The organism is Microaerobacter geothermalis (assembly GCF_021608135.1).
Classification (GTDB): Bacteria; Bacillota; Bacilli; order DSM-22679; family DSM-22679; genus Microaerobacter; species Microaerobacter geothermalis.
In genome coordinates this window covers 63,456-83,220 of the sequence record NZ_JAKIHL010000006.1, presented here as the reverse complement: position 1 = coordinate 83,220, position 19,765 = coordinate 63,456, and the positions used below count along the sequence as shown (strand labels likewise).

Genomic DNA, 19,765 nt, shown 5'->3' with positions numbered 1-19,765 from the left:
AAAAAAATTTTTGGTTAGGATCGTGAGGAGAGAGATGAAAAAAATAGCGATTATAGGAGTAGGTTTAATCGGAGGATCCCTTGCTTTATCCCTGAAAGAAACCGAAGCAACGATTATAGGGTATGATCTACATCCAGAGCAGCTTTCCCTTGCACAATCCCTGGGTGTTATAGATGTCGTTGCCTCTTCCATGGAAGAGGCGGTGGAGGAGGCTGACTTTATTTTCCTGTGTACTCCTGTCAATGAAATTCATGAGATGGTCAGAAAATTATTGGAGTGTCCGTTAAAGGAAGGAGTCATCATTTCCGATACGGGGAGTACGAAGGAAATGATTTCTTCCATAGGTGCACAATTGCAAGAAAAAGGGGTTTATTTTATTGGTGGACATCCGATGGCTGGTTCCCATAAATCTGGGGTGACTGCCGCAAATCATCGTTTATTTGAAAATGCATACTATGTGTTAACTCCCAGTGACGAAACCCCAGAGGAAATCGTCAATCAATTAGTTGAAATTTTATCTTACACAAAGGCCCAGGTGATCACCATGTCTCCTTCGGGCCATGATGAAGTCGTTGGCGCTATCAGCCATTTTCCCCATGTGATTGCATCAGGTCTTGTAAACCTGGTAGCCAAATACGATCAGAAAAATCCTTGGTATCAACGCTTAGCTGCTGGCGGATTCCGCGATATTACCCGAATTGCATCGAGTAATCCTAGGATGTGGAGGGACGTTCTGCTTAGCAACCGGGAAGTGTTGCTGCAGTTAATGGAGGACTGGAATCGGCTAATGGAGGATATCAAAGAATCGATATTGGAAGGGGATGGACTCTCCATTGAAAGTTTTTTTGAAGAGGCCAAGAATTTTAGAAATGGGCTCCCTGAGCGGAAAAAAGGAGCATTGCCGCCCCTTTACGATTTATATGTTGATATTCCCGACCACCCTGGAATTATCGGCAAAGTAACTACCCTTTTGGGACATCATGAGATCAGCTTAACCAATATACGCATTCTTGAAATCAGAGAAGATATCATGGGGGTATTACGATTAACGTTCCGTCGGGAAGAAGATATGGAGAGAGCACAACAATTGCTAATCTCTTCCGGGTACCAAGTTCATACAAGAGAGTAAGGGAGGAAGTAGTTTGCTGTTAACGATCACCCAATCAGACCAATTACAAGGTGAAATTTTGATTCCCGGCGATAAATCCATTTCACATAGGGCCGTGATGTTTTCTTCCTTGGCCAAGGGAACCACCCAAATTTCCGGGTTTCTACCCGGGGAAGACTGTTTAAGCACCATTCGGTGCTTTAGACAAATGGGGGTCTCCATCGAACAAACCGGATCCAAAGTGACTGTTAAAGGAAAAGGATGGTTTGGACTGGATGAACCCGTTTATCCCCTTGATGTAGGGAATAGCGGAACAACAATTCGTTTGATGATGGGAATTTTATCTACCCAACCTTTTCATTCCGTACTCATTGGAGACGAGTCCATTGCGAAAAGACCGATGGACAGGGTTGCCCTGCCGTTAAGAGCAATGGGCTCATTCATAGACGGACGAAAAGAGGGAGGATATACTCCCCTCTCCATAAGAGGCAGAAAACTGAAGGGAATTGAGTACCAACTACCAGTAGCCAGTGCCCAAGTCAAATCCGCTATTCTGCTTGCCGGAATAAAGGCTGAGGGAAGGACAACCATTGTTGAGCCATATCCTTCAAGGGACCATACAGAAAGAATGTTTTCCCATTTTGGCGTTCAGCTGTTCATGAACGATAATGTTATTGCTTTGGAAGGGGGGCAGGAATTGGTTTCACCGGAAGAGGTGACCGTTCCAGGGGATATTTCTTCTGCGGCATTCTTTCTGGTTGCTGGTGCCATTGTTCCCAATAGCCAACTTCTTTTAAAAAATGTTGGGCTAAATCCAACTAGAATCGGAATTATCCATGTTCTGAAGAGAATGGGCGCGAAGATGCAAGAAGAAAATTACCGCCATTTTGGGAATGAACCGGCAGCGGATCTGATTATCTCTTCCAGTTCTTTAAAAGGAACCGTGATAGAGGGAAGCGAAATTCCCACCCTGATTGATGAAATACCGGTAATTGCCGTTTTGGCAACCCAGGCAGAGGGGATAACCATCATTCGGGATGCTGAGGAACTAAAAGTGAAAGAGACCAATCGTATTGACACGGTTGTTTCACAATTGAAGAAAATGGGTGCAAAGATTGAAGGAACAGAAGATGGGATGATTATTGAAGGCCCCACTCCATTAACGGGTGATCATGTAGACAGTTTTGGAGATCATCGCATCGGGATGGCCATGGCCATTGCCGGTTTAGTTGCTAAGGGCGAAACAACTATTAGCAATGCTGGCGCAATCAATGTTTCATTTCCAAATTTTGCAGACATTCTTTCTAAAATTAGAATTAAATAAAAATGGATATTATTGTTTAACTATCAGAATTATACAAACATTAATAAAAATATATTGACAACGCTTTCATTATGGATATAATTAGAAGTACAGTATGGTTTCTCTCCACTCCTATCCATATCTTAATTAGCTCGTATATGAGCTAAGTCACCTTAGTTGGTGGCTTTTTTTTTTGACTATGGACGTGACGGCAGAAATAAGATTAATGTTTTTGTCTGAACAGGGTTGGTAAAGGGAGGTGTTTCCCCTTCAAATCTGATGTCACTGGTACATGTTTCATATTAATCCAGGTAAACAGAAGCAATGCATTTGAGAAAAAAAGAAAAATAGCAATAACTTCTATTTTTTCGGTAATCGTAATGAGTATGATAAACAGAGTAATGCTGGTGATTCGGCCTAAGTTTAATACAAACTCTCGAAACACGATATATTCTACTTTTAGTTGTGCTTTTTGCTTATTTTCACCAATCAAATCAAAGGTTGTTGAGGTGATTGGAATTGTAAAGAATGGGAAAAAAAATGAACCGCCAATCCCAAGAATTAATAAAGTGACATAATTTACAGTAAAGAACATGGGAATCACCACTACAGCCAGCATGGTGGTACCAATAAGAAGGGAAGTATTTCTTTTTTTTGGTTTTATCCATTTTCCGGCCAAAAAAAATGATACCAGCGAAACAAGGGAAGTTATAAAAGTGTATACACCCAATCGAAATTCACTGGAGGTAGAAATAAACACCAACAAGCCAATGAGAAAAGTATAAATTCCTTCCCGGATGCCCTGAAAGTAATGGGCAACCATGACAAAATGCCAAGGTGTTCTGTTCTTTGCTTCCTTCCATACTTTCCCCAGGTGAAATACACCATGAAGTTCTCGATGATGAAAAAAGTAACTAACAATAATCGCAGTGATAAATATCCCCAAAGAAATAGAGAAAATGAGTGTGTAACCAGTTAATTGCTTCATTTGACTCAAAAACCAACCAGATAAAACAGGGGCAATCATTCCAGTTCCTGAAAACAAAAAGCCGTTTACCCCGTTAAACATGTCTCGATTATCAGGATTTGTAATCTCAAAGTAAAGAATGTTATAACCCAGCCAATAAAAACCGGATGCTATTCCAAGAAGAAGTCCAAGTAATTGGATATATTGGGAGGCATCCTTACCAAGGATTAAAATCATGCTGTAAAACAGAGCCATCAGTGCAACTCCAATTCGAATACTTATGACGCGATCTATTTTTTTAACCAGACGACCCCCAATCCAAAAAGTAAATGGCATTGCCAAATAAATAAAAAGATTAAATTGGGCAATTGTGATGTAGTCGCCCTTTATTTTCCAAATATATACATTGACAAAGGTGTTGGAGAGGGCAACAGAGGCCATAAACAAGGCATTCATGGATAACAAAAGCTTCGTTTGACCATCTAGTCTTTTGGAATAAAACATCGAACCCCACCTGAAGCAAAAAGGTTAACTAAACTTCATATGAAGAAGTACGCTTCATCTGAAGGTAGTATCCTTTATGTTGTTCCATCACAACTATTTTTATCCGATGAACAACCGTTACTCATGGTCATTAATTGGTTATTTTTTCTACGGTTTTTCATAATATTGGTTGTATGGGGTTGCATATTTTGTATTGTAAAAAAAATAAAAGTTATTGACGAACGATTCTATACAAGATATGCTGAAAAATGTAAGAAATATTGCAGATTATGTTGTGCTTAAAGGTCATCTTTATCATAATTATCCCAGACGTTATAGTCATTTTATCACGGGTAAAACATCTCTTATTTTCAAATATAGAATAGCAGCGCAACTTTTTTCCACCTCAGCAGTATAAATCATTAGATTCTGCTGGGTAAAGGAACCGGTAAGGAGGGTTCTTATGAAGACGGATTCCCAGTTAATACGCGAGATCAAGGACGGAAATGTGGAATGTTATTCGGAATTGATTGACCGCTACGAGAGGAAAATCTATTCTTTCATCTCCCATATGCTCCGCAATTACAAGATGGAAGCTTTGGCTGAGGATTTGTGTCAGGAAACCTTTTATAAAGCGTTTCGAAGCCTAAAGACCTTTCGCGATGTGGAAGCTTCTTTTTCTACCTGGTTATACACCATTGCCCGTAATTGCGTATTAACTGAATTGCGGAAATGTCGGAACAAGGAGGTATATTTGGAAGATAGCTATGCCACTCCCAAAGTGGCTGTGGAAAAGCTTCCTGAACAGCAAATTTTGCAGAACGAAAGAGAGCAACTGGTTAGAAAGGCCATCAACAATTTGCCAGAGAAACAGCGTTCCGCTCTTATTTTGCGGGAGTATGAACAGATGGATTACAAAGATATTGCAAACTTGCTAGACTCAACGGTAAGTTCAGTGAAATCTTTATTGTTCAGGGCCCGCAGTAGTGTTCGTTCCCAGTTGGAATCGTACATACAAGAGCCTTTATTGGAAAAGGTTGAGGGGATGAACAAGTAATGAAATGTTCTGAGGTCCAAGGGTTAATTCCTGAATATTTGGATCGCCAATTAACTGATCAACATCTTCGAGAGATAGAGGAGCATCTTACATCATGTACTTCCTGTCAAGAAGATCTCCAGTTTTGGAAAGATAGTGAAGCTCTTATTCAAGGAGCAATAATCCGGCCGGATGATGATTCTTCTATGGAGTATGATTCAGGTCGTATTGGTGGTTCTGTCATGGACCGTATCAGAAGAGAGGAAAAATGGGCCTTGCCTTTATCTAGTCAAATGGTAAAAATTCCTCAGTGGCTACCGAAGGTGGGTGCCATCTTCGCGACGGTACTGCTCATTGGATTTATCATTGCTTCCTATTGGGGGAGTTCAACCTATAATCAAATGCCAGTTGTTTATGGGGAGGATTGGTTGAAGCAGGCTACTGTTGAGCAAATCCTTGATGTAGAAGAAACGTCAATTACTCCAATGCCAACCTACTCACCCCGGGGATTATTTCAAGAACCTGTTGTTGCCAGCGTTGGAGATTTGATACCTTATCCAGTTAATCAGGAAAAAATCACCAATGTGAAATATATATTTCTTCTATCTATCCTGGGAACAATATTTACAACATTAGGTATAGGTTGGATTAGTTCCCGTTCAAAAGGAACATAATGAGTAAAGAATTGTCATATTAACGATGTGTAGAATGCACATCGTTTTTATTGTTACTTCCTTTAAGTAAATCTTTGATATGAAAGAAAATACATTTTCATACCAATTTGAGATCCTTCAGGTCATGCGTGTTTAGTATAGTTCTGATGAAAGGCAGGGACCACTATTGAATCAACGTAAATTAGAGATATACATCAATCAAATAAAAGCGGGTTTAGTAAAAGAAGGTCTGGCAGGACTTGAATCATTGGCCAAGCAGGCAAAAAAAGAAGAGGATTTTCTGATATTGGGCAATATTTTCCTTGAACTGGGTCATTTAGAAACAGCAGAACAATTAATCAGGACAATTTTAGATAGGAATCCTAAGCATCTGGAAGCTTTACTCTTATTGGCGGAAGTTAAAATGGAAAACGGTGAAGATGATGATGCTATTATAATTCTTTCCGAAATTTTATCTGAACACCCCAATCATTTGGAAGCGGTTATTTTACTCGCTGAAACTTATTTGAGCATTGGACTGCCAGAGGTAGCCGAAAAATATCTTCTTCAGGCGGAACCATTGTTATCTGATGAACCGTTATATTGGGAGAGCCTTTATAAAATCTATGATCAAATGGGGAAACTTGATCAAGCCCTTCTTGCACTGGAAGAAATCCCTATATCCCAACTTGATCATGAACGAATTCAACAATTAAGTCGTTTGTATGTTGAATTGGGAGAATTTGAAAAAGCGGAAATGTACCTGGAAAAAGGACTTGAAGGAAAGCCCGGGCACGAAAAAATACTTGAACAGCTTTTTTACACGAAGATGGCATTGCGTAAATGGGAAGAAGCAGAACAGATCTTAAAACAGTTGCAGGAAATCACCTTTGATGAGTCCTTACTTTACCCTCTTTTTACAAAATTATATTTTGAAAAAGGGGAGATTCAAGAAGCATCTGTTTATCTGGAAAAGTATATGACAGAGAATCCGCTATATGAGGAAGGTTGGATGAGTTTGGGAAAAATCTATCTACAACAGGGCGATTGGGAAAAAGCAAGAAATGTTTATTTGCAGCTTTTATCCATCAGTGATGGACTTCCTGAAGTATATCAGGAATTATCGGATATATACCTTCAATTAAACCAATGGAAAGAAGCAAAAGATATATTACATTCGGGCTTGAAAGAGCATCCTTTTAATAAGGGATTTTATGAGAGGCTGGCTCAAATTAGTTATCAGGAAGAGAATTTTGACCAGGCTATTTCCTATTTGAAAAAGGAAGTTGATATTTCCGGAGAGGACGAAAGGATCTTAAACCAATTGGCTCAGATGTACTGGGAAATCGGACAACCAGATAAGGCAAAAAAATGGTGGAACAAATCCCTGGAGATCAATCCATATCAAGATGATGTGGAGGAATGGTTGAATCGGTATTAATTCGTCAATAATGGTTAGCAAACAGAGAGGGAGTTGAATGGCGATGAATATCTCTGAGATGCTTTCCATTTGTGATTTTCATGATTTGCATCGAATGGCCCTTCAGTATGAATGTGAATGTAATTTCCATTCAAAAAATGAACTGATACAATCTCTTCTATTCCAAGTTAAGGACAACAATCGGCTGAAAAACCAGTTCCATGATTTAACAACTGAAGAGATCAGTTTTTTATATCAATTGATTTTTGATACCAAACATTCCTTTTCCTATGAAGATATTTTAGCAAAAGCAAAAAACTCCCTTCTGAATGCAGATGACAAACAAGGTTATCGCAAGATGACGGCTTCTTTTATTAAAAGAGGCTGGCTGTTTCGATTATCCAGAGGAAGGGTGGGCCTCCATTTTGAGTTCCCTGAAGATATAAAAAAGAGATTGATTATGATCATACTGGATGATTTGAAGGAGAAATGCGTCTATAGGAGCTCCCCGTCAATCATACAGGATGAGAGATTTGCCCTTTATTATGATTGGCATCAATTGATTAACTTCATCTATCAACAGGGGGAAATTCCGGTAACAAATCAGGGGGCTATTTACAAGAAATATTTACAGCAATTGTTTCAACAGTTTTCAGTGGGGGAAGAAGAATTGCAAAAGGGAGACTGGCGGTTTGGTTATGGAAGGACATTTCACCTTTATCCGGATCGTTTTTCTTTACTTTATGATTATACCTATCACCAGGGGTTCATTGAGGAAGTTCCCAATGGTTTGCGTCTCACAACGAAGGGGGCTGAAGCGGTTGGTCATTTTCAAGACAAGGAAACCTTTATGTTGTCAATATTTCATTTTTGGCAGAGGGTATATCGCAAAGCAATCCCTATGCTGCCAATGATCGTCACAATGGTTATTCTTTTAGTGAAGGATGGATGGGCTGAAGAGAAATCGCTGAAGTCTATTTTGCAAAAATGGATTCCTCCTTTTTACTATGATAATGCAGACGTTGTATTTCAAAAAAGAATATTAAAAATGCTTCTTCACCTGGGAATTGTAAGAAGGGGAGAGTGCAACCATGAACCATTAGTCGGCTTAACAACCTTTGGTCAAAAATCGTATGAAAGAATTTTTAAAAAATAGGCAGGGAAAAAAACAACAAACAACGAATAGAATATATAGTATAGTAAAGGGTTTAATCCTTCTAAATTCTTAGTGCGGGAGGGATGGCAGTGAACGAAACAATTACAGTTACCGCAAAAAAGGAGTTTATCAAATGGTTTTTGTCTCATTATGAACTACAAAAACGTGAGGCAACGTGGTTGCTGCAGTACTTAATGTCGGATGATCGTTTGCTTTCCAAGGTGCATTTTACCGATAGTATTCGTCACTTGCCAAAAGCAGTCCTAATGTCAACGAAATGTGTCAAGTTAACGCCCTTTAAATACTGTAAGAACAAAAGAGTGATTTTAGATGTAGAGAAGGCTTTTCATGACATTAGACTAAGACCGGATGAAGACGTTTATATTAGCTTGCATTTTCGCGATAGGGAACTCTCTCCAGAATATGCTGCTGTACTGGAGGCTAATCCTATGGAAAAACAAAATGTACTACAGGATACACTGTTAGGATTGCTGGCTGAATTAGTTTTGGATGAATTAATCTACCAGTATAAGAAGGAATGGATTCAACGTCAGATTGACCATGCTTTGGATAACAAGGATCAAGGTAAATTTTTTGAATTGACGGAGGAATTAAAAAGTCTGAAGAGAGCGAATGAAAGTTAAACTGTTGATTTTAGACAGAATTATGATAGGATGAACATAACTCGGCAGTGCCGGGTTTTTTCTTATATATTCTATATCAATTTGTGAGCCAAAGGGTCATGAGCGTTTAGTTCTACCTACACTATAAAAGGAGAGAAAAAAATGAAATGGACAATGAATGATATTGAAGGTTATCAAAAATCCAGATTGTACATAGATACGGCTCTTTTACCTGTCACCAAAATTGATGTAAGGCAAGATATGACAAATCAGGTATACCTTACTGAAAGGCTATTGGAAATCGTGTACAAACTGGAGAAACAATTGGCAGGTCGTATTCTGGTGCTTCCTTTGTTTACTACTTATGGTGAGGAAATTATAAGAAAAAAAATGGTGGATGACGTGGTGAAAGAATTATCTTCCACCTTTAGTTATGTTGTTGTTGTTTCTGCCTTTGATATAGAAGAAAGGGAATTTGAAGGTGCATCAGGTGCTTTCCTGACACCATTGCCTCAAGATGAATCAGAACTTTACCACTTGTTGATTCAGCTTTGGCAAAAATCATAATTGAGGGGAATAATATATGAATGAAGCTGTTGAATTTAATTATATTTCACTTTTAATTATCACAACCCTTGCTTTTTTTGTGCCGCTAATATTGGCCAAAATCCCCAAGATCTCCATTCCTATCGTTGTTGGAGAGATCATAGCAGGGATGATTGTTGGAAAAAGTGGCTTTAATTTAATTTCCGAAGATGTCTACTTAACATTTCTCTCAGATTTTGGATTTGCTTATTTAATGTTTCTTTCCGGTCTTGAAATTGATTTTCATCTTCTATCCACTCCTACTGCTAAAAGCAAAAAACGTCATGTGTTAAATCACCCTGTTGTGCTTGCGATGGGGACATTTATCCTAACACTTGCCATATCCTTTACTTTTGCATATGTTTTGTATCAATATGGCTTGGTTCGCTCCTATTGGTTGATGACTCTTATCTTATCAACCACATCCTTGGGTGTTGTTGTTCCTATTTTGAAGGAAAAAAAAATGGCAGGGACCCCCCTTGGACAAACAATTTTATTATCAGCCCTTTTTGCCGACTTTATTACTATGGTTTTAATTACCGTCGTTGTTTCCATAGAAAAAGGGGGAAGAGTTGCTGAAATTCTACTCATCTTAATTCTGTTCGTTGTTTTCTTTTTACTTTATCGCATTAGCAAGTTTTTATCTAAGTTACATATCATTGATAAATTGGCCCATGCCACATCACAAATTAAGGTAAGGGGTTCTTTCTTTCTTATTTTAGTCTTGGTCTCTTTGTCCCAGCAATTAGGAAAAGAGGTAATTATTCTGGGTGCATTTTTGGCTGGAGTGATCGTTTCATTAATATCAAAACGACATGAAACGGAACTTCATTTGAAATTAGATGCCATCGGATACGGTTTTTTTATTCCTATTTTCTTTATTCATATCGGTGTCAATTTTGATTTATCCATGTTAATAAATTCATACAGAGCCTTATGGTTGATACCGTTACTGTTATTAGCCGCCTATTTGGTAAAAATCATTCCTACGATGATTTATCGTTTTTCATATTCCTGGCGGGAAACGATTAGCTCTGGTTTTTTAGTTTCTTCCAGATTAAGCTTAATTATTGCTGCATCCAGTATTGCATTGGAATTAGGGTTAATTGATGTTTCTGTTAACTCGGCTATTATTTTGGTTGCCATAATTACAGTCACTTTAAGCCCAATGATTTTTCAGCGACTGGCTCCGGCAGAAAAGCAGGAAAATGAAAAATCCATCGTGATTATAGGCGTTAGTGAAACAGCACTATATTTATCAAAACGGTTAAAAACCATATACAAAAACATTACCCATTTGGCTGTTGATGAGACGAAAACAGGATTAATTAAAGAGAACCGAATCAAGGTGATCCCCCGAAATGTTGATCATGTAAATGAAGCATTATATCATCTGAATATAGAAAAAGCGGACATCGTGGTTGTAGCAACGGAAGTAGAAGAATATAACTACAGGGTAGCTTCGGAGTTAGAGAAAAATATAAATTATGGTAATATTTTCGTTGTCACCTCCAATGAGAAGGATGCTATTTCTCTGGAAGCAAGGGGAATTCATGTCATCAGGCCAAGCCGTGCGGCTGAACTGGTCTTGGAAAATCTCATTCGTAATCCCAAAGCATTTTCATTAATTACAGAGGAAAGGAAAAATTGGATAATAGAAGAAGGTATTTTAACGAATGACCAATGGGCGGGAAAGGCGATAAAGTCACTCCATTTACCGGCTACCATCCTTATACTTTCATTATTCCGTGAAGGTGAACCTATTGTCCCCCATGGGAATACCATTCTGGAAAAAGGGGATTACGTCACATTTGTCGGTTCTCCTGATGATGTGGAGCTTTTTCTAGCATCTCTAAAAATTGACTAAATTTATTCTGTAGAAAAATCCCCCAGATATTTTTAAGCTCCGAAATTCAGTTCCTCTTCTATAAAATTGTGAAGGAAAATGAATAGTTTATTCCATTTAGTACATGATATTCCTTGACGGAAAATAGTGGGTAAGCTATTATGATTATGTCCTAGTTTTGTGTGCGAATGGTCCTATGAGGGACGTGACTTTCATATAGGGAGGGTTAGAAGGATGAGTGAAAAAGAAAAGGATCAAAGTGTATCTAGAAGACAGTTCCTAACTTACACTTTGACCGGAGTGGGCGGTTTTTTAGCTGCCGGTATGTTGGTTCCTATGGTTCGTTTCGCCGTTGATCCTGCTTTAAAAGCGGGAGCGGAAACGGATAAAGTGGCCGTGGGAAGCATCGATCAGTTTAACGAGGAGTGGAAAACCATCCAGTTTAAAGTAAAAGAGAAAGACGGATGGTACGAATCGGAAGAGGTGAAGTCTGCATTCGTCAGGGTTCGTGGTGAGGATGACATCATGGTTCTTTCCACAATTTGTACCCACTTGGGTTGCCAGGTTTCATGGAACACCAATCCCGATCCGGCGAAAAAGAATGAATTCTTCTGTCCATGCCATTTTGGACGGTATACCGAAGATGGCATCAATATTGCCGGTACACCGCCGAGAGCTCCGCTCTGGCAGTTTGAGCATGAAGTGAAAGATGGAAAGTTGTATGTGGGTAAAGCATACCCAAGAGAGGGGGTATAATAAATGTTTTCTAAACTGTATGATTGGGTGGATGAACGCCTGAATATTACCCCCTTATGGAGGGATATGGCCGACCATGAAGTGCCGGAACATGTAAATCCGGCCCACCACTTTTCCGCTTTTGTATACTGTTTTGGCGGTTTAACCTTTTTTATTACTGTCATTCAATTCCTATCTGGAATGTTTTTAACCATGTACTATGTACCTGACATTATTAATGCTCATGCCAGCGTGAAATATCTCACAAATGAAGTGGCCTTTGGGCAGATTGTAAGGGGTATGCATCACTGGGGAGCTAGCTTGGTGATTGTCATGATGTTTTTACATACCCTTCGCGTATTTTTCCAAGGTGCTTACAAGAAACCTCGTGAATTAAATTGGGTTGTTGGAATGTTAATTTTCTTTGTGATGTTAGGTCTTGGATTTACAGGTTACCTTCTCCCATGGGACAATAAGGCTTATTTTGCCACAAAGGTTGGCGTGGAAATTGCCGGCACAGTCCCTTTCATTGGGGAATTTATAAAAAGGCTTCTTGTTGGTGGTGATATAGTTGGTGCTCAAACATTAGCCCGTTTCTTTGCAATTCATGTATTCTTCTTGCCAGGTGCATTGATGGGCTTACTGGGAGCGCACTTTGTTATGATTCGCCGTCAGGGAATTTCAGGACCACTATAATAAATTAAATTCTCCATTAGATAAGGGGGGTAAAAGAAGCAATGGCTCATCATGATAAAGATATTGAGTATGTAGGTGACTCAAGGGTTCCTGCGAAGCGGGTGCCTAATATACCAAGAGATTATTCTGAATATCCAGGGAAAACTGAGCCTTTTTGGCCGAATTTCCTGTTGAAAGAGTGGATGGTCGCTGTCGTTGGTTTAATGGGCTTTCTCATCTTAACGGTGAGTGAAGAGCCGCCATTAGAAGCTAAGGCTGACCCGACGAATTCATCATATATTCCATTGCCAGACTGGTATTTCTTATTCTTATATCAATTTCTAAAGTATAAATATGTATCCGGAGATTATACGGTATTAGGAACTGTAGTTTTTCCAGGACTTTTCTTTGGTGCTCTTTTATTGGCTCCATGGCTCGATAGGGGCAAAGAGCGTCGGCCAAGCAAGCGTCCGGTTGCAACTGCGTTAATGCTCCTTGCGATTGTCTCTATATTTTATTTGTCTTGGGCTGCTATTGATGAACATGAAGCACAGCTGGAAGCTGCCGGTGGCTCAGGTAGTCCAAAAGCCGAGGTAATTGTGTCGGATGATCCCGGAGCACAAGTTTGGGCCAGCCAAGCTTCTTGTCAAAGTTGTCACGGGGCGGACATGTCGGGAAATCCGGCTGCAGGGATTCCAGCTTTAAAGGATGTGGGTTCACGTTTAAGTGCCGACGAGATTAAAGCAGTTATCACAGATGGACGGGGAGCCATGCCTGGAGGTTTATTCTCCGGTTCAGACGACGACTTGCAAAAGCTGTCCGACTTTTTAGCGAACCAGAAATAATCCGTTTTTAGTTCCATTTCAATAAAAAAAGCTGATTGCTTCTGCATTCAGCTTTTTTTTCGCCATGAAAAACGGTAAAATGGACATAAAATTTGTAAAAGTCAGGAGAATAGGGGATGCTTGTATGTGCATTTGGAATTGGTTAAAGGTTTCATTGATGAAGAAATGGTTTTTATGGACACTATTTATCATTAATTTTCTAGGAACCATCTATGGATTTATTTGGTATAAAAATCAATTGATTAACACTTCACCCGGATGGTTACGTTTCTTTGTTCCGGACAGTCCCACTGCGAGCGGCTTATTTACACTGGTCTTATTATTTTTCATCATAGGAAAGCACTTTCCTACTATTGAGGCCCTGGCAGCGGTTACCCAAGTGAAATACGGAATATGGGCTGTGGGGATTATACTGGCAGGAGCACTCATGGGGGATAACTTGGTCTTTACCGATTACATGCTCATGTTTTCCCATGGAGGAATGGCTATAGAAGCATTGCTTTATTCACCTTATTACCGGTTTAAAGGAATACATCTTCTGATTGCCTCAATATGGGTGTTGTGGAATGATGGAATGGATTATTTATTGGATATTCATCCATGGCTTCCCGGAATTATGGAACCCTTTGACCATATAGTCGGATGGGCAACTCTTATATTAAGTTTCTTTAGCATATGGATGATTTTTAGATTCGGAACTAAACATATATGATCAAATTCTGTTTTTAATCGCCGGCGCTTCTTCTTCCATTATTCTGGTATTAACTTATGTTGGATGGAGAAAATATAGAGGTGAAAAAACTCTCTTTCTTGACATTAAACATACAAGCAAATATAATTTTTGTTGTAAGGGGAGTAGCTGCCGAAGCGATTCGGTGACAAAGTCGTCAGTACGGTTGTTAACCCGGCTTTGTCTGACATTGTCAAGCAAGACCTTCATCACTCGTTGGTGAAGGTCTTTTTTACTAAATTTTAATATGTAAAAAAGGAGGAGTTCATTATGCCATTTTTCTTTTGGGACCCAACTATGATTATTGTATTACCTGCCTTAGCATTGGCGATTTACGCTCAATTCAAAGTCCGATCCGCTTACAACAAATATTCCGAGGTAGAATCTTCCTCATACCGAACAGGTGCTGAAATTGCACGAGCAATCTTGGACTCCAACGGATTATATGATGTTCGGGTGGAAGAAACTCCGGGAACATTAACAGATCATTATGATCCAAGGGATAAAACGGTTCGCCTTTCCAGTGGAAATTATTACGGGAGATCCTTGGCAGCCGCTGCCATTGCCGCTCACGAATGTGGTCATGCCTTACAGGATGCCCAGGATTATTCTTTCTTGCGTTTTCGTCACTCTCTATTTCCTGTTGCCAATATCGGTTCTATGGCGGCATTCCCATTATTTCTTGCCGGATTTTTCTTTGGTCCTAAGCTGATGCTGTTGGGAATCCTTTTATTCACCGCAGCCCTATTATTCCAGGTCGTCACTTTACCTGTAGAATTTAATGCAAGCTCTCGGGCCATGAGTCAGATGGTTTCCTTGGGAATCCTTCGTAATGTAGAGGAACGGGGAGCCAGAAAAGTATTAAATGCGGCTGCATTAACCTATGTAGCCGGCGCTTTGATGTCAGCCCTTGAATTGGTCCGTTTGTTGTTGATCTTCAACTCTCAAGAGGAGTAAGTCAACATTAGATTATTTAGATCATAACAAAACATCCATGACTCGAAGGGTCATGGATGTTTTGTTATGTCCATATGAAAAAAACATCTTATCCGCTTTTACCTTTCAATTGGCATCTTATTTCCGTCTAATGTAAATCCTTCGCCGAGGACATCATGGGCGTCACTTACAACGACAAAAGCATGGGGATCAATGGAATGTACAATGCTTTTCAGCCTCATTAATTCACCTCTGCTTATCACACAATAGAGAACTTCCCGATCCATTCCGGTATAACCGCCGCGGCCTTTGAGCATGGTGGCTCCTCTTTCCATTGAATGCAATATTTCTTCGGCAATTTCGGAGGCTGAGTCGGAAATAATCATGCAGGCTTTGGCAGCATAGGCTCCTTCTTGGACAAAATCAATCACCCTTGCCCCGACAAAGACAGCCACCAATGTATACATGGCCCTTTCTCTGTCCAAGTAGATAAGAGAAAGTGTAATTACGGCAAAATCAAAGAGGAACATGGTTCTCCCGATACTCCATCCCAAATATTTGTGCGCCAGCCGCGCGATAATATCAACGCCGCCAGTGGTGCCACCAAAACGGAAAACAATTCCCAGTCCAAATCCTACTGTTACTCCCGCATAAAGGGCGGCCAACAACAGATCATTGGGAATCGGATCTTGGAAACTGGAAAACAGCCAGAGGAATAAGGATACGGATAAGGTTCCAATGATAGTATAGATCATTGTAACCCTACCCAATATCTTCCAGCCGATAAAAAATAACGGCAGGTTAAGAATAAGATTTGAAATGGCCGGATCGAAGTTAAAAACGTATTTGAGCAAGAGGGTTATTCCGGTAAATCCCCCTTCAGCCAATTGATTAGCAATTGTAAAATAATTAATGCCGAATGAAAAGATAGCTGTACCTAGAAGAATGGCAAGGATGTTTTTTCCCTTTATTTTTTTTAAAATGTCCATATAACCCCTTCTTTCTATGTAACAAAAGTATTATATCGTTTGCATTTTGGCAAAATCAACCTTATGATGGTGGCAGAGGAGGGTGAAGGATGGAGAATAAAGAATTAACCATAAGGGAAATGCAGCAAGTGGTAGATCAATATATCACTCAATTTAAGGAAGGTTACTTTCCTCCCCTTGAACTAATGGCCAGAATGGCCGAAGAAGTAGGAGAATTAGCGAGGGAAGTTACCCATCAGTTTGGACACAAAAAAAAGAAACCGACAGAAGCGGAATCAAGCCTTTCTATGGAGCTTGCCGACTGTATGTTTATTATCGTCTGCTTTGCTAATTCCCTTCAAATAGATTTGGAGACGGCTTTTTATCAAATGATGGATAAGTATAATACGAGGGATGCAAATAGGTGGACAAGAATAGTGAGAGATCATTAATTGACTTGTACAGCGGTAAAATCTTTATTACAGTATAATTATTCTATAGATGCGGAACTAAACATCTACACGCTCGTAGCGAAATCTCTAGTTCCGCTGCAATAGGAGAATGAAACGAAGCAAATACTCTTATTACAAGGAGGTAAATATGTTGAATACAGTTCGTGTTGCTGTAACAGGTGCTCTGGGTAGAATGGGACAGGAAGTTGTGAAAATGGTGGTAAGAGATCCGGAACTAACGTTAGCTGCTGCCATCGATGCCAAGCATGTAGGTGAAGATATTGGTGAAATTTTAGGATTGGGGACCTTAGGTGTGAAAATTCAGGATCAATTGGAGATTGCCCTATTAGAATCAAAGGCAAAGGTTATGGTTGATTTTACCACTCCTCATGTCGTCAAAAGGAATATGGAGGTCGCCATTGCGTCAGGAGTTCATCCGGTTGTTGGGACGACAGGTCTTTCCCACGATGAATTATCCGAATTGGACAAACTGTGCAGAGAGAGTGGAATCAGTGCCTTGGTGGCACCAAACTTTGCGATAGGTGCGGTATTGATGATGAAATTCTCAGAAATGGCGGCCAAATACATGCCTCACGTAGAGATTATTGAGCTTCATCATGATCAGAAACTGGATGCTCCTTCAGGAACCGCGATCAAGACAGCAGAATTAATCAGGAAAGTCCGTAACGAGCTGAAACAGGGGCAACCAAATGAAAAGGAATTAATTGAAGGAAGCCGTGGAGGATATATGGACGGATTTCGTATACATAGTGTCCGACTCCCAGGACTTGTAGCCCATCAGGAAGTGATTTTTGGAAGTCTTGGACAAACCCTTACTATTAGGCATGATTCAATTCACAGGGAAGGATTTATGCCTGGGGTAAATCTGGCAATCAAAAAAGTAATGGAACTTCATGGGTTAGTGTACGGACTAGAAAATATTATGGATTGATAAGCAGGAGGAAGAATGATGAATATTGCCTTAATTGCCCATGATGAAAAAAAAATGGAACTGGTTCATTTCTCTATTGCCTATAAACATATTTTGGGAAAACACACCCTTTACGCAACCGGAACAACAGGCCTTCGTATAATGGAACAGACAGGATTAACGATTCATCGTTATTTGTCTGGCCCTTTGGGAGGTGACCAGCAAATTGGTGCGATGATTGCAGAGGATAGCATGGACTTGCTTATTTTTTTAAGGGATCCTTTGACTGCTCAACCCCATGAACCGGATATCCTTGCTCTTCTCAGACTTTGTGATGTGCACAGCATTCCGGTAGCTACGAATATTGCAACCGCTGAATTGTTAATCAAAGCTTTGGAGAGGGGAGAGTTCTCCTGGAGGGATGTGGTCCACAAGTATAAAGGGGAGGGAAGTCATAACCTTGAATAAGGAATTGGATATTTTGGCCTTCGGGGCTCATCCAGATGATGTGGAAATAGGAATGGGAGCAACTTTGGCCCATTATAGTGAAATGGGATGGAAGGTAGGGATTTGCGATCTCACTCGAGCAGAACTTTCATCCAATGGGACATTAGAAATTAGAGAAAGTGAGGCGAAGAAGGCGGCCGATCTTCTTGGAGTTAATACCCGATTACAACTTGGATTTCCGGACAGAGGCTTTTTTGTTCATCCGTCATTTATTTCGCAAATAGTGGAAATCATACGCTCTTATCGTCCCACTCATGTCTTTGCCCCTTTTTCCAAAGACAGACATCCTGATCATGTTGCTTGTCATTATTTGGTAAAAGAAGCTGTTTTTAATGCCGGATTAGCTAAATTTGAGGTAAATAATGATCTTCCCCCCTTTCGTCCGAAGAACATATTTTATTATTTGATTCACCAGATTGAAACTCCTGATCTGGTGATGGACGTGACCAATACCTTTCATAAAAAAAAGGCGGCTTTAGAAGCTTATCAAAGCCAATTTTTGAAGAAAATGGGCGAGGTTTCAACTCCGTTAAATAATGGGTATATAGAAAGGGTAGAAAGCAGAGACCGGTTATTTGGACATCAGGCAGGTGTCACTTATGGAGAAGGATTTTTCTATGAGAAACCTGTACTAATAAAAGGCTTATTTGAGTAGAAAAGGGTGCGACTCATGAATATCGGTATCACTTGTTATCCAACTTTGGGAGGTTCCGGAGTGGTAGCTACTGAGTTGGGGAAAATCCTGGCAGAACGGGGTCATTGCGTTCATTTTATAACATCAGGGATTCCTTTTCGCTTGGGGAAATTTTATCGAAATATTTATTACCATGAAGTAGAAGTAAACGATTACTCCGTCTTTCGATATCCACCATATGATTTAAGTTTGGCTAGTAAAATGGCCCAGGTTGCTCAAATGGTAGGGCTCGATCTTCTTCATGTTCACTATGCCGTACCCCATGCCATTTCCGCCATTTTGGCAAAACAAATGGTGGGAGATTCCCTTAAAGTGGTTACCACCCTTCACGGGACAGATATTACGGTACTTGGTTATGACCATAATTTAAGCAGCCTGATCCGCTTTGGCATTGAAAAAAGCGATGCGGTCACCGCCGTATCCAGGAGTTTAATACAAGAAACTAGAGATCTGTTACAAATAAATCGGGATATAGAATTGATCTATAACTTTGTAGACAAGAGATTATATTATAGGCGGGAGGCTGAAGATTTAAAACGGGAGTATGCTCCACATGGAGAGAAAATATTGATTCATATTTCTAATTTCAGGCCGGTCAAAAGGGTATCAGATGTTGTAAAAACATTTGAGATCGTGAGAAGGGAACACCTGGCCAAATTGGTCTTAATCGGCGAAGGCCCTGAACTTCCGAAAATTAGAGAGTTGGTTTATCAATTAAAGCTTGAAAATGATATCATCTTTTTAGGCAAGCAAGAGGATGTAAGTCAAGTCCTTTCTATGGCAGATATTCTTCTTTTGCCTTCGGAAAAAGAAAGTTTTGGATTAGTCGCCCTTGAAGCCATGGCTTGCGGGCTTCCTGTAATTGGAGCCAATGCCGGAGGATTGCCTGAAGTGATTGTTCATGAAAAAACAGGCTTCCTTGCTCCAGTAGGAAATGTACAATTAATGGCTAAATATGCTCTCATATTATTATCAGACGATAAACTGAGGGAGAAAATGGGAAATGCTTCCATCAACAGATGTTACCATTACTTTTGTCAGGATGATATCGTTGATCAGTATGAACAACTATATCATCGGCTCACTTTAAAAACTTAACCATTTGAATAAAT

Annotated in this window: 22 protein-coding genes; 20 read left to right on the top strand and 2 right to left on the bottom strand. The window is 39.9% G+C overall.

All coding sequences use genetic code 11. The annotated features are described in order from the left end of the window. Positions 1 to 34: 34 nt before the first annotated feature. Positions 35 to 1,129, top strand: coding sequence for a prephenate dehydrogenase (locus L1765_RS05110; RefSeq protein ID WP_236405575.1), 1,095 nt, complete (start codon positions 35 to 37; stop codon positions 1,127 to 1,129). Between the two features lie 16 nt (positions 1,130 to 1,145). Continuing rightward, on the top strand, positions 1,146 to 2,432 hold the full coding sequence (gene aroA / locus L1765_RS05105) for a 3-phosphoshikimate 1-carboxyvinyltransferase (protein WP_236405591.1): 1,287 nt from the start codon (positions 1,146 to 1,148) through the stop codon (positions 2,430 to 2,432). A gap of 202 nt (positions 2,433 to 2,634) precedes the next feature. Here the strand turns inward: aroA and L1765_RS05100 are convergent, their stop codons facing one another. Beyond that, entirely contained in the window at positions 2,635 to 3,882 is a 1,248-nt protein-coding gene (locus tag L1765_RS05100; RefSeq protein ID WP_236405574.1) for an MFS transporter, read from the bottom strand. A 442-nt stretch (positions 3,883 to 4,324) separates the two neighbouring features. On the opposite strand from L1765_RS05100, the gene L1765_RS05095 reads away from it, so the two are divergent. From L1765_RS05095 to L1765_RS05040, 13 genes are all read left to right on the top strand, one after another. After that, the gene (locus L1765_RS05095) at positions 4,325 to 4,918 is read left to right on the top strand and encodes an RNA polymerase sigma factor (protein ID WP_236405573.1); all 594 of its coding nucleotides are present in this window, start codon (positions 4,325 to 4,327) and stop codon (positions 4,916 to 4,918) included. Further along, positions 4,918 to 5,571, top strand: a complete 654-nt coding sequence (locus tag L1765_RS05090) for an anti-sigma factor family protein (protein WP_236405572.1) — start codon at positions 4,918 to 4,920, stop codon at positions 5,569 to 5,571. The genes L1765_RS05095 and L1765_RS05090 overlap by 1 nt, the downstream gene beginning before the upstream one ends. A 166-nt stretch (positions 5,572 to 5,737) precedes the next feature. Further along, positions 5,738 to 6,991, top strand: a complete 1,254-nt coding sequence (locus L1765_RS05085; RefSeq protein WP_236405571.1) for a tetratricopeptide repeat protein — start codon at positions 5,738 to 5,740, stop codon at positions 6,989 to 6,991. Between the two features lie 43 nt (positions 6,992 to 7,034). Then, positions 7,035 to 8,126: a hypothetical protein gene (locus tag L1765_RS05080; protein ID WP_236405570.1), complete on the top strand. Its 1,092-nt coding sequence runs from the start codon at positions 7,035 to 7,037 to the stop codon at positions 8,124 to 8,126. Between the two features lie 89 nt (positions 8,127 to 8,215). Beyond that, the gene (locus L1765_RS05075) at positions 8,216 to 8,770 is read left to right on the top strand and encodes a ReoY family proteolytic degradation factor (protein WP_236405569.1); all 555 of its coding nucleotides are present in this window, start codon (positions 8,216 to 8,218) and stop codon (positions 8,768 to 8,770) included. A gap of 141 nt (positions 8,771 to 8,911) precedes the next feature. Continuing rightward, a complete protein-coding gene (locus L1765_RS05070; RefSeq protein ID WP_236405568.1) occupies positions 8,912 to 9,316 on the top strand; it encodes a DUF2487 family protein in 405 nt (134 codons plus the stop codon). 16 nt (positions 9,317 to 9,332) lie between these two features. After that, positions 9,333 to 11,201 (top strand): monovalent cation:proton antiporter family protein, encoded by a 1,869-nt coding sequence (locus L1765_RS05065; protein ID WP_236405567.1) that lies wholly within the window; start codon positions 9,333 to 9,335, stop codon positions 11,199 to 11,201. Between the two features lie 213 nt (positions 11,202 to 11,414). Continuing rightward, the gene (locus L1765_RS05060; protein ID WP_236405566.1) at positions 11,415 to 11,936 is read left to right on the top strand and encodes a QcrA and Rieske domain-containing protein; all 522 of its coding nucleotides are present in this window, start codon (positions 11,415 to 11,417) and stop codon (positions 11,934 to 11,936) included. Between the two features lie 3 nt (positions 11,937 to 11,939). Continuing rightward, complete coding sequence (gene qcrB / locus L1765_RS05055) at positions 11,940 to 12,611, top strand: menaquinol-cytochrome c reductase cytochrome b subunit (protein ID WP_236405565.1); 672 nt, start codon at positions 11,940 to 11,942, stop codon at positions 12,609 to 12,611. A 41-nt stretch (positions 12,612 to 12,652) separates the two neighbouring features. After that, positions 12,653 to 13,435 carry a menaquinol-cytochrome c reductase cytochrome b/c subunit gene (locus L1765_RS05050; protein ID WP_236405564.1) on the top strand — a complete coding sequence of 261 codons (783 nt, stop codon included), beginning with the start codon at positions 12,653 to 12,655 and terminating at the stop codon, positions 13,433 to 13,435. Between the two features lie 124 nt (positions 13,436 to 13,559). Beyond that, complete coding sequence (locus L1765_RS05045; RefSeq protein ID WP_236405563.1) at positions 13,560 to 14,147, top strand: DUF1405 domain-containing protein; 588 nt, start codon at positions 13,560 to 13,562, stop codon at positions 14,145 to 14,147. Beyond that, entirely contained in the window at positions 14,140 to 14,388 is a 249-nt protein-coding gene (locus L1765_RS16180; protein ID WP_407942202.1) for a sporulation protein YpjB, read from the top strand. Before L1765_RS05045 ends, L1765_RS16180 begins: the two co-directional genes overlap by 8 nt. A 47-nt stretch (positions 14,389 to 14,435) precedes the next feature. Further along, positions 14,436 to 15,122 carry a zinc metallopeptidase gene (locus L1765_RS05040; RefSeq protein ID WP_236405562.1) on the top strand — a complete coding sequence of 229 codons (687 nt, stop codon included), beginning with the start codon at positions 14,436 to 14,438 and terminating at the stop codon, positions 15,120 to 15,122. A gap of 98 nt (positions 15,123 to 15,220) precedes the next feature. Here the strand turns inward: L1765_RS05040 and L1765_RS05035 are convergent, their stop codons facing one another. Next, positions 15,221 to 16,090, bottom strand: a complete 870-nt coding sequence (locus tag L1765_RS05035; RefSeq protein WP_268928722.1) for a YitT family protein — start codon at positions 16,088 to 16,090, stop codon at positions 15,221 to 15,223. 89 nt (positions 16,091 to 16,179) lie between these two features. Here L1765_RS05035 and L1765_RS05030 point away from each other — a divergent pair, with 89 nt between their 5' ends. From L1765_RS05030 to bshA, 5 genes are all read left to right on the top strand, one after another. Further along, positions 16,180 to 16,521 (top strand): nucleotide pyrophosphohydrolase, encoded by a 342-nt coding sequence (locus tag L1765_RS05030; RefSeq protein WP_236405561.1) that lies wholly within the window; start codon positions 16,180 to 16,182, stop codon positions 16,519 to 16,521. Between the two features lie 148 nt (positions 16,522 to 16,669). Continuing rightward, on the top strand, positions 16,670 to 17,473 hold the full coding sequence (gene dapB / locus L1765_RS05025; protein WP_329609990.1) for a 4-hydroxy-tetrahydrodipicolinate reductase: 804 nt from the start codon (positions 16,670 to 16,672) through the stop codon (positions 17,471 to 17,473). 15 nt (positions 17,474 to 17,488) lie between these two features. Beyond that, positions 17,489 to 17,920 carry a methylglyoxal synthase gene (locus L1765_RS05020; RefSeq protein WP_236405559.1) on the top strand — a complete coding sequence of 144 codons (432 nt, stop codon included), beginning with the start codon at positions 17,489 to 17,491 and terminating at the stop codon, positions 17,918 to 17,920. Further along, the gene (gene bshB1 / locus L1765_RS05015) at positions 17,874 to 18,614 is read left to right on the top strand and encodes a bacillithiol biosynthesis deacetylase BshB1 (RefSeq protein WP_407942200.1); all 741 of its coding nucleotides are present in this window, start codon (positions 17,874 to 17,876) and stop codon (positions 18,612 to 18,614) included. Before L1765_RS05020 ends, bshB1 begins: the two co-directional genes overlap by 47 nt. A 15-nt stretch (positions 18,615 to 18,629) precedes the next feature. After that, positions 18,630 to 19,751 carry an N-acetyl-alpha-D-glucosaminyl L-malate synthase BshA gene (gene bshA / locus L1765_RS05010; RefSeq protein WP_236405557.1) on the top strand — a complete coding sequence of 374 codons (1,122 nt, stop codon included), beginning with the start codon at positions 18,630 to 18,632 and terminating at the stop codon, positions 19,749 to 19,751. Positions 19,752 to 19,765: the final 14 nt, after the last annotated feature.